Source organism: Xenorhabdus bovienii (assembly GCF_024721015.1).
GTDB lineage: Bacteria > Pseudomonadota > Gammaproteobacteria > Enterobacterales > Enterobacteriaceae > Xenorhabdus > Xenorhabdus bovienii.
The window spans coordinates 1-15,605 of record NZ_JANAIF010000012.1 but is presented as its reverse complement, the minus strand read 5'-3'; the positions used below and the strand labels follow the sequence as shown (position 1 = coordinate 15,605).

The window sequence follows — 15,605 nt, the reverse complement described above, 5'->3', positions numbered from 1 at the left end:
ATTTATTATTAATTAAAATATTAGAAGTGTAACATATCTTGAGTACCTCAATAAACTTCATCTAAACCGCCAATCCGTTATTCAATAAATTTGAATGCCAATCTCGAAATATTGAGCTATTGCTTGAACGATATACGACATAAGATAGCTGACAAATCGACATAATTAGCAACACATTAGTTATCCTGTGTTAATAAAGGAATTGAAATATGAATAAAGTACTGGTTCTGAAATCGAGCATTCTGGCGCAGCATTCCCAAAGCAATAAAATGGCTGATTACTTTGTCGCAAAATGGCTGGCCAACCACGTAGATGATAGCATTACTGTACGCGATTTAGCTGAAAATCCAGTACCGGTGCTTGATGGCGAATTGGTGGGAGCTTTGCGCCCAAGTGATGCAGAGATGACAGCGCGCCAGAAAGCCACATTAGCCTTGTCGGATGAACTGATTGCGGAGTTGAAAGCTCACGATGTGATCGTGCTTACTGCCCCAATGTATAACTTCACTATTCCAACCCAATTGAAAGCCTATTTTGACCTGATTGCCCGTGCCGGCGTTACCTTCCGCTATACCGAAACCGGGCCAGAAGGTTTGCTAAAAAACAAACGTGCCATTGTGCTGACCAGCCGTGGTGGCATTCATAAAGATAACTCAACGGATTTGATAACACCGTACCTGCGTACTTTTTTGGGATTCATCGGTATTAACAATGTTGAATTCGTCTTTGCAGAGGGTTTTGGATTGGGTGCAGAATCAGCAGAACTGGCTCATCAATCTGCCCAGAATGCTATCAATGATATGATGACAAAAATTTCAGCTTAATGAATAGCTCAGAATTATTACCTCAAAACCATACCGAGTGTTTATCGCATCCTCTTTGCGCGCCAGATGGCGCGCTTTTTCATTTTACTTCTTCACCCAATTGCCATTAATACCAAGCACATATTCACCTGCCCCGGCACGGTTCACCAATTTTTCACCCGCCATTTTAGCAACCTGATTCGTTGTCATATTATTTTGAACGGCAATTGCAGCATATTTTTTTTCCCGCTCCTCGTTGACCTTTTGGATCACGGACTGAGCATCCCTGGTCTTCTTCACGGGTGCCAAATAGCCACTGAACGTTTCTCCTACCAGCCCTTGCTGTTTTGCTTCACTCAACGTCATGCCTACAGCAAAAGAACTAAATAGCAGACTCGCCAGAAATATTACTCCTGCTTTTTTCATATTCTGGCCCTTAAAATAAGTTGGAGTTGTTTTTGAGCATATCTTCAATTTGCCTATCGACTTTAATATGAATTTCATGCTCAATCTTCACATTCATATCGATCTTGATCGGTTTATCTGGCGTCGCTACCTCCAGCCTGATGCACCCCGTCAAAACTATGCTGGCCAACATCAGGCTAGCCATGCCCACCGACAACCTGAGTCCAGTTTTTGTTATCATTTGTCACTCCCGTTCATTACAGATATATTTTTCTGTAACCACTCTTCCAGATTACTGCCAAAGCGCAGACTACGCCATAACTGAAAAATGTTCTCCTCATGGCGATAGTTAAGCCTGACTTCTCGTTTTTTATCCACCATAGGATTGACACCGCTGATTTCTGAATTCAGTATCAAAATGCCCAAATTATCCAGCGTAACATGTGCCTTTAAATGGCTGATCTCCAAATAACTCAGCCAATCCATTGTCATACCTGCCGTCAGGTCATTTTTCCCTATAGAGCCAACCGTATCTTTATCTAACCTCAATGTCAGAGATCCATCATTGGATACCCAGCCCTGCTGAATAATCCAATTTTTATCATTCAATAATAGCGGCAATTCCCCGCTGATTCTGCCCGACATGGCTATTTGCTTAACTTTCAGAACACCGAACAATTTACTCAGATTTAATTTATCAAATCGCAGTACCGCAGCCTGTTTTTGGGGTAATTGAAGTTTATCCAGCCCAAGCTTACCATCCAGCATGTCCACATTCACATTGGATAACGTCAATGGCTGGGTTTCAGTGGGTGGGTAGAAACCCAGCAAATCGGCTGTCACATTCTGCATACCAAACAAGCCCTTAATTTCATTGACCCTGAGTTGGACAGGTGATGTAACCCCCAATTGCCAAGTATGTTCCTGCAAACGCCACGGCAAAACAAAATTCAAGCCGTCAATTTCGCCATCCTTTAGCCAAACACTCGCATTTTTCACTACCCAATGACCACCGGCACGTAATCCCTGCCCCTTCGCAGCCGAAAATGCCGCTTGGGCATAGAGGTTTCCACCACGTACCGTCATCCCCAAATCTACGGGGATCAAGGGCTGAAGTGCCAACAGAGATTGACTTGGCCAGCGAGCATCTCCTCGCAATCGCGTACCGTCCCAGCGGCCATAAAATGGGATTGGCTCAATACCTTTGGGAGATAATTTCCCATTCAGAATAAAATTATCCGGTGACTGACCTGTCACTATCGCCTTGAAGTCGAAAGGAGGTAAGAAACTGCCAGAACGGAAATCGGTTCTTAAGACGGATAACTGAAAGTCCCCCATGAATGTCGGTTGAGTTGCGGAACGTTCCCACACCAGCGGCTTGATAAGCTGCAAACGCGGTGCCTTCATCTGCACAAGGCCGTATTGGATAACATCAAAACCCGTGTTTAACTCATTCACCGTTATCTGTGAACGCTCCCAGCTTCCTGTGCCTGCAATATCCCATTTAGCTTGCAGCGGAGGTAAATGTCCATTGCCCCAATAACGCCACCGCCAATTTCCCTGATCGGGTATAAAATCCTCGGCATCCCCATCAAGATGCAGTTTGAATTTTCCCCAATAGTTATCCTGTGCAGTCACGATGGCTTGCAGACGACCCGTAAAACCATCACGGGTCAGATAAGTCCCCGCCAATGGTAAACGCGCTTCCTTAACCGTAAAGGTCTCGCTTACTTTTCCCCACGCGCGAAACAGCGCGCCCGGCTGAAATGTGATTTTAGGTGCCACCAGCGGACCCGTCACAATAGCGGGCAATGACATCGTCATGACCATCTGCCCGCGGTTCATTTGTCCGGTTAACTGAAATGGGATATGGGCATTCGCCATATTGATGAGTGTCGGTTTTATAGAAAGAACGATATTGCCCCTGCCTCGTTCATTTTGGGTGATCAAATTCACTCGCCCACTGATTAGCATGCCATCTACACCTTTTCTCCAGTGATCAAAGGTCAAATTCACGCCTCCTGACAGTGGCTGCCCCGTATCCATCCATTGCCATTTACCATCAGTTATCAGAAATTGAGATTGATTGAATGACCATGGCAACTCTGCCAATATCCGCTTTTGCTTCTCTTCCCTAATAGTGAGCGTTCCTCCCTGCCCCTGCCATTTTAATATTACCTGCAAAGGATCAGGATATTGACTGATGGATAGCCGCCCTGTTATCTGACCTTGTACGGGTAGTGCGTCAATACCCAATGGCAATGAGATATCCCCATTCAGGCTGATTTCCTGCTCAGGTAATTTCACGAAGAATTGGTGAATAACTAATGTCTTTTTATCTGCCGTATGAACATTCAGCTTTAATTGCTTGCCTTGATAGGAAAATGTCTGCCCTTGACGTGATGAATCAAATTGGAGTTTTCCGGCAAATTCCTGCCACGGCGTGAGCTCAAAGTGATCAACGACAAGTTTAACCGCAGAAATGGAGGATAATGTATCCTCAATCGATAATGGTTCTGAAGGGTTTTCTGTCACTGGCAACTGCCCCAGACACGGGCTATTGCTGTGAACACTAGCAGCATGAATATTCCAGTAGCGCTCTTTGGTTTTTTCTCTGCGTGGGTATCCCACAAACAGCCCGGACATATTGACCCATTCACAACCTTTTGCCTGCAATGCCAAATCATCCAGCCGTAATGTATTCTTTTCCCATTTTGGTTGACTGAGAGAAAGAGTAACGCCCTGTGGCAGCCAATGACTGGCAATCAATGGCAGCCAACATGGAAGTGTGTACCAACCCGTCAACACCAATAACACCAGCAGTGTTATCATCACCGCAAACACTTTGAATATCTTGGTCATTACATCCTTATCTCTTATTTTTAATCTAAGCACAACATCCTGTTATGATAGTTTCATATCAGGCTCTAAGCTGGTTTATTATACGGGCTATTATCATGAATAGCTTATTAGTCGGTTTGTTCGAATATAGCGAGAGATAACGCTTAGTACCTATCTCAGTAAACGTCATTATTGCCAGCAGTTAAAACGCAGCAAAGTGAATGCAACAAATGGTTCGAATGAACGATGAAATTAAAAATTCCACAGTCAATATATGACGGAGACGAGACGATGAAATTGGTTGTTTATAGTACAAAACAATATGACCGTAAACATTTAGAAATGCTCAACCAAAGACTTGGGCTTGATTACCATATCGAATTCTTTGATTTTTCCTTAAGCCCACACACGGCAAAAAATGCCATTGGTGCAGATGCCATCTGTATTTTCGTCAATGATGACGGTGGACGTGAAGTGCTGGAAGAATTGGCAGCAATGAACATCAAAATTTTGGCGTTGCGTTGTGCGGGATTCAATAATGTCGATCTGGATGCGGCCAAAGAGCTAGGCATTCAAGTCGTCCGCGTCCCGGCTTATTCACCTGAATCTGTTGCTGAACACGCGGTTGGATTGATGTTGTGTTTGAATCGGCGTATTCACCGAGCCTACCAGCGTACCCGCGATGCCAATTTCTCTCTGGAAGGGCTGACTGGCTTCAACATGTATAAACGCACAGCCGGTATTATCGGTACGGGGAAAATCGGTCTGGCTATACTGAGAATTTTGAAAGGTTTTGGTATGCGTTTGCTGGCACATGATCCCTACCCAAATCAGGAAGTGTTAGAGCTTGGCGTGAAATATGTAGATTTAGATACCTTGTACGCCGAATCTGACGTGATTTCTCTTCACTGTCCTATGACGCCAGAAAACCATCACTTACTGGATGAAACAGCATTTAATAAGATGAAAGATGGCGTGATGATCATCAATACCAGCCGAGGGGCGCTAATCGATTCAATTGCTGCTATTAACGCTTTGAAACAGCAGAAAATTGGCGCATTGGGTATGGATGTATATGAAAACGAGCGTGACTTGTTTTTTGAAGATAAATCGAATGATGTTATCCAAGATGATATTTTTCGCCGCCTGTCTTCCTGCCATAATGTGTTGTTCACAGGCCATCAAGCATTTTTGACAGAAGAAGCGTTAACCAGTATCAGTGAAACGACTTTACAAAATATCCAGCAATTAACCTCCGGCAAACCTTGCCCGAATCTTGTTGGGTGATTTTTACGCACATCAGGAGATAAAATGAAGAAAGCGATTTCGTTTGCGATCGCGACCCTGCTACTCACAGCATGTCAATCTTCGGGAGTTAGCGCCACGGGGAATGTTACGGTCAGGGATCTGCAACATCGTAATTTTGCTTTAATCAGTGTCAATGGTGCAACTGTTTCGAATAAAGAAGACAGTAAACTTTCTATTGCATTTGGTGAAAAAATGTTTGTTTCAGCAACTATGTGCAATCATTTTATGGGAGTGGGTAAATTAAAGCAGCGTGTTCTGACTGTCAGTATTTTAGAAAAATCCCAGATGTTTTGTGTCAATGAACAGCTCCATCAATGGGATCAAGTGATTTATGATGTACTGACTGAGGGAGCCACGGTCAGATTAAAAAGCAAACAGCTTACATTAACTAATGACAAAAACACGCTGGTTTATGTTTTGAGGGATATTACCCAATAATTTAATCATGTAACGTTATTTTTTCTCATTCTGAGCATATTTTCACCAAAACGATTTGTGATTACCCAGTACCATACTGGGTAATCAGCTCAACCCGCATTTCAGCTTGTTGTCCATTTGATAGCCATTTTCCTCAAATCAATCTCCTGAAATAGAAACGAGGTCACATATTCATGTTGTTCTTATCTTTTATGACAACATCACACCAATCATCAGCATTAAAGCAATCCATAATCCCACAAATTTTATATAAACCAGCCATTCACTGTTCATTTTTTCACCTCTCATTATCAAACAGACTTGCATAGCTGCATGAGATAATCTCTGATGGTCTGACTTCAAATCCTCACCAACAGTACCCCATATATATTTGGTAAGTCGTGTGAATGCCATTCTATTATTTATTACAATTGATATGATCTTGGCTGAATTGTGGCAGAAATAGAACAATGTTCACTTGAACAATTGGGGTTAATTATTGAACAATAAAACACTTGATTTGATTCAGCCGGCTCCTGTATCGGGATACAATGCTGCACTCCAATTGCTGTAAATACAGACGAATATCGACGGTTCTTTGCTTGAAAAAGGGGTCGCGATTGATTTGATTTTTTCCGCTAATTGAAGGGATTCTAGCGATGAGTTACCAATATAAGTTCCACTGGGAAGACGATGCCATTTTCCATTAGGAAATTGTATCGATTTATTGAACTTATTTGCTGTCATTCTGTTATGCAACTTCTCATAGCCATCAGAACCCGTGCCATAAAGTTCCACACGAACCAAATAACTTGCCATTTATCATTCCTTGTATTGACTGTGGAGCAGACAAGTTATCAGTTTTTCTTGGCTGATAAAAGCAAGAAAAACGAGAGGAAAATCCGATATTCATGGCAATCCGGTGTGTGGTGATATCCGGTATGCGCATACATAATTGGTCTCAAACAATAATTTGAGACCAATTTTTTATGTCTGACTCATCCCGTGAATTACAAGTCATTGCGAAGTTTAACCACCCTGAATCCACAGACACCTTTCGTAAAAATATTCCTATCGAATGGATAACCATTTTGAGAAAATAGAGAGTTATCATCACATAATATTTATTACTGCTACAGTGCTAATAACCAAAAAAACATAAAACAAAAATCATTTTATATTAATAATTTAATGCATCAAAAAGCCGTTGCTTCAATAATGCAATATCATCCGTATTGTTCTTATTTAATAGATTAAGATTAGCTATATTACTCTCCAGAGTTTCAATTTTATTTTCTAATTGCTTATTTTTTTCATCCAATAATACATTAGTTTTAGCCAATTCAGAATATAATTGATGACCATTAACCGCCTCAGTACTATGATTTGAAATATCACCAGCAGCAACATGCACGATCTTACGTTCATGACCAGATTTTCCTACAGAAATAACATTCGGTTTGTTCGCAATGGAATCTGCGCCTAATGCAACACTCCCTTTTTCTGTTGCAGAGGAATTTTGACCAATCGCTATGGCCTGAGATGCACTGGCAGTTACCTTTTGCCCCAAAGCGATGGAAGCCAGGCCATTGGATACAGAATCAGCGCCAATTGCAATTGGAAAAACAACGTTCGCATCTCCCTGTTTACCGGCAAGTTGATTTTGCCCAATAGCAATAGCCGCTTCACTGATGGCTTTAGAATTTCGTGGTGAAGCACCAATTGCGACAGCATGTACTGCCGATGCTTCCGCATGTCCAAGTACAACTGAATCTTTACCAATTTTTTGCTCATTGATATTGATATTTTCAATAGACATATTATACCTCTTAATTTATAAGTTAAGTAATCACTCTTTATTAAAAATCAATAAAATATTAAAAATAGACTGACATTAAATGTTGTTAATTAATACCAAACTTCATAATAAAAAATAATGAAATATATTTACCTATAACATTATATAAAAATTAAATATTGTAAATAATTAAAATAATTGGGTATATATAATATATTTTACGAGGCTTATTTAATGTATTGTTAATCTTTATGAAATATATATCTTATAATCCTCATCTTAATTTATTAGCTATACCAATGGATTTCGATTTGTAGTACGACGGCAAGAGAACGAATCCACAGGAGTATAGCTAACTATGTGACAGGATTTATTTCTAATGCCCCACAGATGCCCAAAACACAGCCATATGATATAAAGTCCCTTTCATATCAATAAGTAATATAACTACTCTGGTTTGTTCATAATATGATCTTCCCAGTCCACCACATCAGCCTCACGCACAGCAATGTGTCTGACAGAAATACGCTCTGCATGCATAGCTGATTTTGAACCACTGACTAATGGGTGCCAAGGAAGGAGTTTTTTTCCTTCACCAATCAAACGATAAGCACAAGTCATTGGTAGCCATTCAAACGTAACCATATTCTCACGCGTCAATTTGATACAATCAGGCTCATATCTAAAACGATCTTCATAATTCTTGCACTGGCAGGTTTTGATATTCAATTGATTACAGGCAACATTGGTGAAGTAGATTGCATCAGTATCTTCATCCATTAGCTTATGCAGACAGCACTGACCGCAGCCATCACATAATGCTTCCCACTCTTGGTCTGTCATCTGTTCCAGAGTTTTCCCCTGCCAGAAAGGTTGAGACATAAGTTCAGTCATTCCTCATTGTTAAATCACTCTGGTTGTTAAAACGTGCTCATTAAGAGAGACGTTCAGTACATCACCAGGTTGTAGTGGCCCTACACCTTCAGGCGTTCCCGTTAAGATAATATCACCGGGGCGCAGGGTAAAAAAACGCGACATATAGCTAATCAATGGGATGATGGGCATTCGCATATCACTCGTATTGCCGTTTTGGCGTGATTCGCCATTTACTGTCAGGGAAAGCTGAGCATTTTGTGGTTCACTAAAGACTTTGACAGGAATAAAGCCCGATATGGGGCATGAACCATCAAACGCCTTACTCTTTTCCCACGGTTGCCCAGACTGCTTGAATTTATGCTGCAAATCACGCAATGTCAGATCCAGTGCTACCGCAAAACCTGCGATCGCCTTGCCGACCCGTTCCTCACTGGCATTCTTGAGTGTCGAACCAATCAAGACCGCCAATTCAATTTCATGGTGCACAGCTCCCAATCCCTGTGGGATGGAAACCGATTGACAGAGATCACAAAGAGCCGTTTCAGGCTTGAGAAATATAACCGGCTCTTCGGTCACTTTAGAGCCTATCTCTTTCATATGCCTCTCGTAATTACTGCCGACACAAACCACTTTATTGGCAGGAAAATCCAGCAGTACGCCCTGCCAGTCTCGATGCTGGTACATAGCATTCTTCCTTATCTGTTTTCAACAGCAGATTCTCAGTGAGTGAGGAAATAGGTTTTCTGACCAATACTATCTGCCATCATACCCACACTAAGGGCAAAATTGTAAGAACGGTTCCAGTGCATGATAGTACGAAAATTCTGCGTTACCCAAAATGCTCGCTGTTCAGTACCATTCGGTATCACAATCCAGCCTTTGGTATTCACTGGCAGACTGGCAAAATCGGGAGATGAAACACCCAACGCCTGCCATTGAGCAATAGTTTTCCCCTGCTCTAACTTAATACCTTCCAAGTTTTGATCAAAACCAGCAGGCAGTGAAACCCCATAACCCCACGGTAACCCTTGTTGCCAACCTTCCTTCGCCAGATAATTGGCAATTGAGGCAAATACATCTTCCTTACTGTTCCAGATATCGATTTTGCCATCGCCATTACCGTCAGCAGCATAAGTCAAGTACGAGGTCGGTATAAACTGGCTTTGCCCCATCGCTCCCGCCCAAGAACCTTTCAAACTTTGATTTTCATCAATATATTTCTTTTCTATGATTTCAAGTGCTGCCATTAATTGTTTTATAAAAAGATCTTCCCTACGACCTTCAAAGGCAAGCGTAGATAATGCCGATATGACATCTTCCTTTCCCTGAACTTTGCCAAAACCACTTTCCAACCCCCACAAAGCAACAATATAGTCTTTCGGTACACCATATTTGCGGCTGATTCTCTCTAATTGGGGCAGGTTATTCTGATACTGGATGACGCCCTGCTCAATCTTCCGGGCTGACAGGACGCGGTTAAGGTAATCATCCAACGTGATTTTCTTTTCCGGCTGATTACGATCAGATTGAATAACCCGCGAGATAAAATGAATATCGGCAAATGCACGATCCCGTGTTTTTTCACTGAAACCCTGCTCTTTAGCCTGTTGTTTCAGTAAAACCACATAGGCGGGAAATTGCGATGGTTCACGAGAGGCAATTGGAAATTGTTCATCCAACGCCCTGATTTCTTTCTGTATCACAACAGCCTGTCTGGATTGATCCTGCAACACTTTTCCATTCGATGAAGTACACCCTGCCAACAGTGTCGCTGTCAATAAGGTCACACCAGAGATTAATTTCATGAATCAATTCCTCACTTCAGGATCAAACACTTGCTGATTATTTCTGCCATTACTTATTTACAGCCAGATGTTCACTCATCAGACTTTCCACTGGTGGTGGCACTTGCAGGTAAAAACCCTGCTCACTCAGCATAGTTTTTACTTTTACAATATCTGCATTAGCGAGTTTTTTTCTTCCTGATAATGAAATCATCATGGAGTATTGAGGTTCACCGAATGTTTTCAGCAACGCTTCAGGGATGCGTGAAAAATCACCTTTTTTTTCGACATAGAGAAATGTCTGGTCACGTTTTGGGCTTCTATAGATTACACAAATCATTGTCATAAACTCTTTTAAATTAACACTGCGACTTGCTTGAATAATTCAGTAACTATAACATGCTTATTATATTTAAGAATAACGCATCCCAGATTCTGGGGAACTTAACCTTGCTGAGTCAAAATATCGATGTCACAGTCGCCAATTGAGCTAAAAGGCAGTAATTTTACGCTTTCGGTCGTTCATTTGCATGATGACCAGCCGGAAGTCATTCAAAGGGCTATGCAGGAAAAAATGGAGCAAGCACCAGAATTCCTCAAAAATGCCCCCGTCGTAATCAATATATCTGATCTTCCAGCCGGTGCCGATCTCCTCGCACTCTATCGTGCTGTTGAATCTGTCGGGTTGCGCATTGTTGGCATCAGCGGCTGTCAGGATGAAGAACAACGAAAAATTGTTCTAAAATCTGGGCTACCTTTACTGAAAGAAGGTAAAAGTCAGAAAATTCCTACTCAAGAAAATAAACCGACTGAACCTATTTTCAAAAAAACTCGTATAATTAATACGCCGGTTCGATCAGGACAAAGAATTTATGCGCCAAATAGCGATCTTATTGTCACCAGTAATGTCAGCGCTGGCGCAGAATTAATCGCTGATGGAAATATTCTTATATATGGTGTGCTACGTGGACGAGTATTGGCAGGCGCATCTGGTGATAAAGAAAGCCAGATTTTCTGCACCCATTTAAACGCTGAACTCTGCTCTATTGCAGGTCAATATTGGCTCAGCGAAAACATTCCAGAAAATTTTGTTGGCAAGGCTGCAAAATTACGTTTGGTAAATAATGAATTAACTATTGAAACCTTAGTCTAGCCCTTATAACAAGGAATCGCTTCATGGCACGCATTATTGTTGTTACATCTGGTAAAGGTGGCGTTGGCAAAACCACTTCAAGCGCGGCCATTGCTACCGGTCTCGCCCAAAGTGGGAAGAAAACCGTAGTTATCGATTTTGATATCGGTCTACGAAATCTCGATCTGATTATGGGCTGTGAACGCCGCGTGGTTTTTGACTTCGTGAATGTTATTCAAGGTGATGCCGCATTAAATCAAGCGCTTATTAAAGATAAACGTACCGAGAATCTGTATATTCTGCCCGCTTCTCAAACCCGTGACAAAGAAGCCCTCACCCGTGAAGGCGTCGAAAAAATTCTGAATGAGTTGGATCAACAAGGGTTCGAGTTTATTATCTGTGATTCACCAGCAGGTATTGAAAGCGGTGCATTAATGGCGCTCTATTTTGCCGATGAAGCAATTATCACGACAAACCCGGAAGTTTCATCTGTTCGTGATTCTGATCGTATCTTAGGTATTCTGGCCTCCAAATCACGCCGCGCAGAAAAAGCTAATGAGCCGATTAAAGAGCATCTCCTACTGACTCGTTATAATCCGGGGCGTGTGAACCGGGGCGATATGCTCAGTATGGAAGACGTACTGGAAATTCTGTGTATCCCTTTGCTTGGTGTTATCCCGGAAGATCAATCTGTTCTGCGTTCATCGAACCAAGGGGAGCCGGTCATTCTGGATAAAGAATCTGATGCGGGTAAAGCATACGAAGATACCGTTTTACGTTTACTCGGTGAAGAACGGCCTTTCCGTTTTATCGAAGAAGAAAAAAAGGGCTTTTTAAAACGCCTGTTTGGGGGGTAAAGCATGGCTTTGTTAGATTTCTTCCTGTCGAGAAAAAAACCGACAGCCAATATTGCCAAGGAGCGGCTGCAAATCATCGTGGCAGAGCGTCGGCGCGGTGATTCCGAGCCTGCTTATTTGCCCGAAATGAAACGGGATATTCTGGCCGTTATATGTAAATATGTACAAATCGACCCAGAAATGCTCTCTGTGCAGTTTGAACAAAAAGATGATGATATATCCGTACTGGAACTCAATGTAACATTACCGGAGACTGAGGAATTGCCAAAATAACACTATCAAATGGCGTTATTTAATTTAAACAGGTGATTTCTCAATAATGAATCGGGGTGTCCTAACATCCCGATTTCAAATATTCAACAAATCTATCAATGCCTTTTTCTCATTTTTCTCCAATTCTCGTCATCCCCCGATTTTGGCAATCACCCTCTCCATATTTATTATATGATTAACGAATGATAGGCACTAATCCTATTAATATCAGTTGATTATTAATATATTCAGCCTGTATTGTGTATAGCACACTGGCACCCCCCGAAATTCACTTATTCCTGAACGGTTATTACATATAAGCCCCCTTAAAGAGGAAAATCATGCAAAATATTGACTGCAATCTCTATCACAAAACACCCACCGTCCATGTTTTTGATAACCGAGGGCAAAATATTCGCGAAATTGCATTCCACCGCACGACAGCCGATGGCAATACAGATGTTCGTATCACCCACCATCGCTACAATATCTCAGGATATCAGGTTGAAAGTATCGATCCTCGTCTGCATGATGTACAACACGCTGACCCAACCATCCAACCTAATTTCCACTGGCAGCATGATCTGTCTGGCAATATCCTGCATACAAAAAGCGTTGATAGTGGCAATAGTTTCGCTCTGAATGATATCGAAGGCCGCCCCATACAAATCATCAATGCACAGAAAGTCAATTACCACTACCAATATGAAACCGCACCTCTAACTGGCCGCTTATTGTCCGTTGATGAGCAACCTGTGTCGGAAGTCACATCACGAACGATACGGCCGGACTCACGCAACTGGATAGCGTCTCTCTGATCGGTATTGCTTTGAGCCAAGTTCAACAATTATTGGCTGAAGGGCAGCATGCAGACTGGCAAGATGAAGATCAAACTCACTGGCATACTCTGTTGGATAGCACTGCATACCTCACCCAAAGCCAGAGTGATGCCACCGGTGCCTTGCTGACTCAAACCGATGCCAGCGGCAATAAGCAAAGATTGGCCTACAATATCGCCGGACAATTAAAAAGCAGTTGGTTGATGCTGAGGAATCAATCTGAACAAGTGATCGCAAAGCACTGGATTACTCTGCCGCCGGTCAGAAACTGCGTGAGGAACACGGTAACGGCGTTATCACTGAATACACGTATGAACCAGAAACCCAACACCTGATGGGAATCAAAACTCGTCGCCAATCTGATAACCTCTTATTACAGGACTTACGTTATGACTACGATCCCGTTGGTAATGTCATCATCGTTAGCAATGATGCTGAAGCAACGCGTTTCTGGCATAACCAACAAGTTATACCGGAGAATCGCTATATTTACGATTCTCTCTACCAACTGATGAGCGCAACTGGCCGTGAAATGGCCGGACTCCCGCAGCAACCTAATCAGTCCCCTTTCCCTAATCGCTTCTCTGATGACAATACCTATACCAACTACACCCGTACTTACAATTACGATCGCGGCGGCAATCTTACCCAAATTCGACACAACGCCGCCAACAGTCAGAATAACCACACAACCAAAATCACCGTATCAAACCGCACCAATCACGGAGTATTAAGTTCATTGGCCGATGATCCAAACAAGGTCGACACCCTGTTCAATTCAAGTGGTCAACAAATCAACCTATTGCCGGGGCAACAATTAATTTGGGATACCCACGGCAGGCTACAACAGGTGGTATCATCTTCGGCCATCAGTGAAAGCTATCGCTATGGCAGCGATGGTATGCGGATGACCAAAATCCGTGAACAAAATCAGCAACACCAGCAGGTTATCTACCTGCCGGAATTAGAGTTGCGTACCACTCAAAATAACGGAACCACCACAGAATCATTACAAATCATCACACTTGGCGAAGCTGGGCGGGCACAAGTCAGGGTTTTGCATTGGGAAACGGGTAAGCCAGATGGCATAATAATCAAATACGTTATAATTTATAATATTACATTAAAAACAATATATTATATACAAACAATATCTTCATAAATTCATGTGTGTACACACATATGTACAAACAAAAAAACATTCAAAGCATCCTATTTCAGTGACCACTTCTATAGTATTAGGCATATTTTGAGCTTGCCACAATTTTGATGGGTTCACATTAAGCACTATGACCGCTATGACTTTGCACTACCGACGAAATTCGTCGTCAGCCATTCAGTTGCATACGGGAAGATCCCTCATGTACAAAAACATCAACTGCAAAAAATTTTTCAGTTGTGAAAATCTCACATGAGCAAAAGGTGTTGAGGAAATCACCATACCCAAGATGGGATATCACACCTTGCGGCAACCGTGATGATTTCCACCCTAGCAGGCTAACCCTTTGATTTTTCCGAGGTGGTCACTTTGACCACCCGAGACATCTCTTCCGTAAATTCGTCTTTATTTCAACTGTTGGGAGAATCCCAATGGTTACTTTATGTGCTGGACAAAAGGAATAAATGCATTGTGTTTCAACGTATTACTTGGACATAACGGTCTGGACAAAACGTATTAACCCTTTGTTTCTAGCTCACTCTTTTGGGCACACCTCTTATTGAGTTGTGCAAAGTCCGATTATCGGATATTGAATTTTGCATACCGACATTATCAGCGCTCAAATTATAAGCAGAAGACAAATCTGTCGTCTGATTAGATATCAATGGGTTATCGCCAAAATAGGCATTCTCACTTAAATGGGCTTTCAAATCCCAATTGGCGCGATCAGCCAAAAATTTGTCCGATTGGAACTGAGCCAAAGTGAGGACCACGGATAAATCAAGGGGTTAAGTTAAAGGGGAGGATTATCCTCTTTAAACCCTAAGTTTTATCAGTCAGCCATAGGCAAATAGATTTTGTTAATGTCCCACCAACCATTCCGTGCCATCCTAATCAGAAGTTCTCTCCAGTATTGATGAACCTATTTTATTGATGTTCACAGGCGGAGAAGTAGCCCGCCTTCATGTTATTTAGCAATGTTTATTGTTGATTAAATGAGGGAGTAAATATGAGTATTCAAGATAAAAAGCCTGAATCAAAAACCTTAGAAGATAACCAGGGGTTACGCATGAAATTTTAGTCGGCTAAAATTGATTAAATAACAGTGCTTCCATATAACCGTTATCCCATCCC

Annotated in this window: 18 protein-coding genes; 9 read left to right on the top strand and 9 right to left on the bottom strand. The window is 42.0% G+C overall.

Annotation, left to right across the window (positions count from 1 at the left end):
* The first annotated feature begins 209 nt into the window (after positions 1–209).
* A complete protein-coding gene (locus NXS07_RS05370) occupies positions 210–824 on the top strand; it encodes an FMN-dependent NADH-azoreductase (protein ID WP_238125909.1) in 615 nt (204 codons plus the stop codon).
* 84 nt (positions 825–908) lie between these two features.
* On the opposite strand, the gene NXS07_RS05365 is transcribed toward NXS07_RS05370, so the two are convergent.
* From NXS07_RS05365 to NXS07_RS05355, 3 genes are read right to left on the bottom strand one after another with little or no spacing between them, the layout of a single operon-like run.
* Positions 909–1,229, bottom strand: a complete 321-nt coding sequence (locus NXS07_RS05365) for a YdbL family probable chaperone protein (RefSeq protein ID WP_038196866.1) — start codon at positions 1,227–1,229, stop codon at positions 909–911.
* A gap of 10 nt (positions 1,230–1,239) precedes the next feature.
* On the bottom strand, positions 1,240–1,413 hold the full coding sequence (locus tag NXS07_RS05360) for a YnbE family lipoprotein (protein ID WP_230579210.1): 174 nt from the start codon (positions 1,411–1,413) through the stop codon (positions 1,240–1,242).
* 32 nt (positions 1,414–1,445) lie between these two features.
* On the bottom strand, positions 1,446–4,070 hold the full coding sequence (locus tag NXS07_RS05355; protein ID WP_258086311.1) for a YdbH family protein: 2,625 nt from the start codon (positions 4,068–4,070) through the stop codon (positions 1,446–1,448).
* Between the two features lie 270 nt (positions 4,071–4,340).
* On the opposite strand from NXS07_RS05355, the gene NXS07_RS05350 reads away from it, so the two are divergent.
* The gene (locus NXS07_RS05350; protein ID WP_038196869.1) at positions 4,341–5,336 is read left to right on the top strand and encodes a 2-hydroxyacid dehydrogenase; all 996 of its coding nucleotides are present in this window, start codon (positions 4,341–4,343) and stop codon (positions 5,334–5,336) included.
* Positions 5,337–5,360: 24 nt separating this feature from the next.
* Positions 5,361–5,795, top strand: a complete 435-nt coding sequence (locus NXS07_RS05345; protein WP_038223338.1) for an META domain-containing protein — start codon at positions 5,361–5,363, stop codon at positions 5,793–5,795.
* Positions 5,796–6,299: 504 nt separating this feature from the next.
* On the opposite strand, the gene NXS07_RS05340 is transcribed toward NXS07_RS05345, so the two are convergent.
* From NXS07_RS05340 to NXS07_RS05315, 6 genes are all read right to left on the bottom strand, one after another.
* Entirely contained in the window at positions 6,300–6,593 is a 294-nt protein-coding gene (locus NXS07_RS05340) for a type V toxin-antitoxin system endoribonuclease antitoxin GhoS (protein WP_038196871.1), read from the bottom strand.
* 361 nt (positions 6,594–6,954) lie between these two features.
* Positions 6,955–7,593 (bottom strand): hypothetical protein, encoded by a 639-nt coding sequence (locus NXS07_RS05335; RefSeq protein WP_038213147.1) that lies wholly within the window; start codon positions 7,591–7,593, stop codon positions 6,955–6,957.
* 426 nt (positions 7,594–8,019) lie between these two features.
* Entirely contained in the window at positions 8,020–8,454 is a 435-nt protein-coding gene (gene ycgN / locus NXS07_RS05330; protein ID WP_046336723.1) for a cysteine cluster protein YcgN, read from the bottom strand.
* 21 nt (positions 8,455–8,475) lie between these two features.
* A complete protein-coding gene (locus tag NXS07_RS05325) occupies positions 8,476–9,132 on the bottom strand; it encodes a fumarylacetoacetate hydrolase family protein (RefSeq protein WP_258086310.1) in 657 nt (218 codons plus the stop codon).
* A 35-nt stretch (positions 9,133–9,167) separates the two neighbouring features.
* Positions 9,168–10,253 (bottom strand): lytic murein transglycosylase, encoded by a 1,086-nt coding sequence (locus NXS07_RS05320; protein ID WP_238125904.1) that lies wholly within the window; start codon positions 10,251–10,253, stop codon positions 9,168–9,170.
* A 49-nt stretch (positions 10,254–10,302) separates the two neighbouring features.
* Positions 10,303–10,572 carry a YcgL domain-containing protein gene (locus NXS07_RS05315; RefSeq protein ID WP_038213138.1) on the bottom strand — a complete coding sequence of 90 codons (270 nt, stop codon included), beginning with the start codon at positions 10,570–10,572 and terminating at the stop codon, positions 10,303–10,305.
* Positions 10,573–10,701: 129 nt separating this feature from the next.
* Between NXS07_RS05315 and minC the strand changes: the two genes are divergently transcribed.
* The 6 genes from minC (at position 10,702) to NXS07_RS21575 (ending at position 14,474) form a co-directional block, all read left to right on the top strand.
* Positions 10,702–11,385 (top strand): septum site-determining protein MinC, encoded by a 684-nt coding sequence (gene minC / locus NXS07_RS05310; RefSeq protein WP_038183453.1) that lies wholly within the window; start codon positions 10,702–10,704, stop codon positions 11,383–11,385.
* A gap of 23 nt (positions 11,386–11,408) precedes the next feature.
* Complete coding sequence (gene minD, locus NXS07_RS05305) at positions 11,409–12,221, top strand: septum site-determining protein MinD (protein ID WP_038183456.1); 813 nt, start codon at positions 11,409–11,411, stop codon at positions 12,219–12,221.
* 3 nt (positions 12,222–12,224) lie between these two features.
* Complete coding sequence (minE, locus tag NXS07_RS05300) at positions 12,225–12,494, top strand: cell division topological specificity factor MinE (protein ID WP_038196880.1); 270 nt, start codon at positions 12,225–12,227, stop codon at positions 12,492–12,494.
* A gap of 320 nt (positions 12,495–12,814) precedes the next feature.
* Positions 12,815–13,291: a hypothetical protein gene (locus tag NXS07_RS21585; protein WP_308686594.1), complete on the top strand. Its 477-nt coding sequence runs from the start codon at positions 12,815–12,817 to the stop codon at positions 13,289–13,291.
* An 11-nt stretch (positions 13,292–13,302) separates the two neighbouring features.
* The gene (locus NXS07_RS21580) at positions 13,303–13,647 is read left to right on the top strand and encodes a hypothetical protein (protein WP_308686593.1); all 345 of its coding nucleotides are present in this window, start codon (positions 13,303–13,305) and stop codon (positions 13,645–13,647) included.
* The gene (locus tag NXS07_RS21575; RefSeq protein WP_308686592.1) at positions 13,647–14,474 is read left to right on the top strand and encodes a hypothetical protein; all 828 of its coding nucleotides are present in this window, start codon (positions 13,647–13,649) and stop codon (positions 14,472–14,474) included. Before NXS07_RS21580 ends, NXS07_RS21575 begins: the two co-directional genes overlap by 1 nt.
* Positions 14,475–15,605: the final 1,131 nt, after the last annotated feature.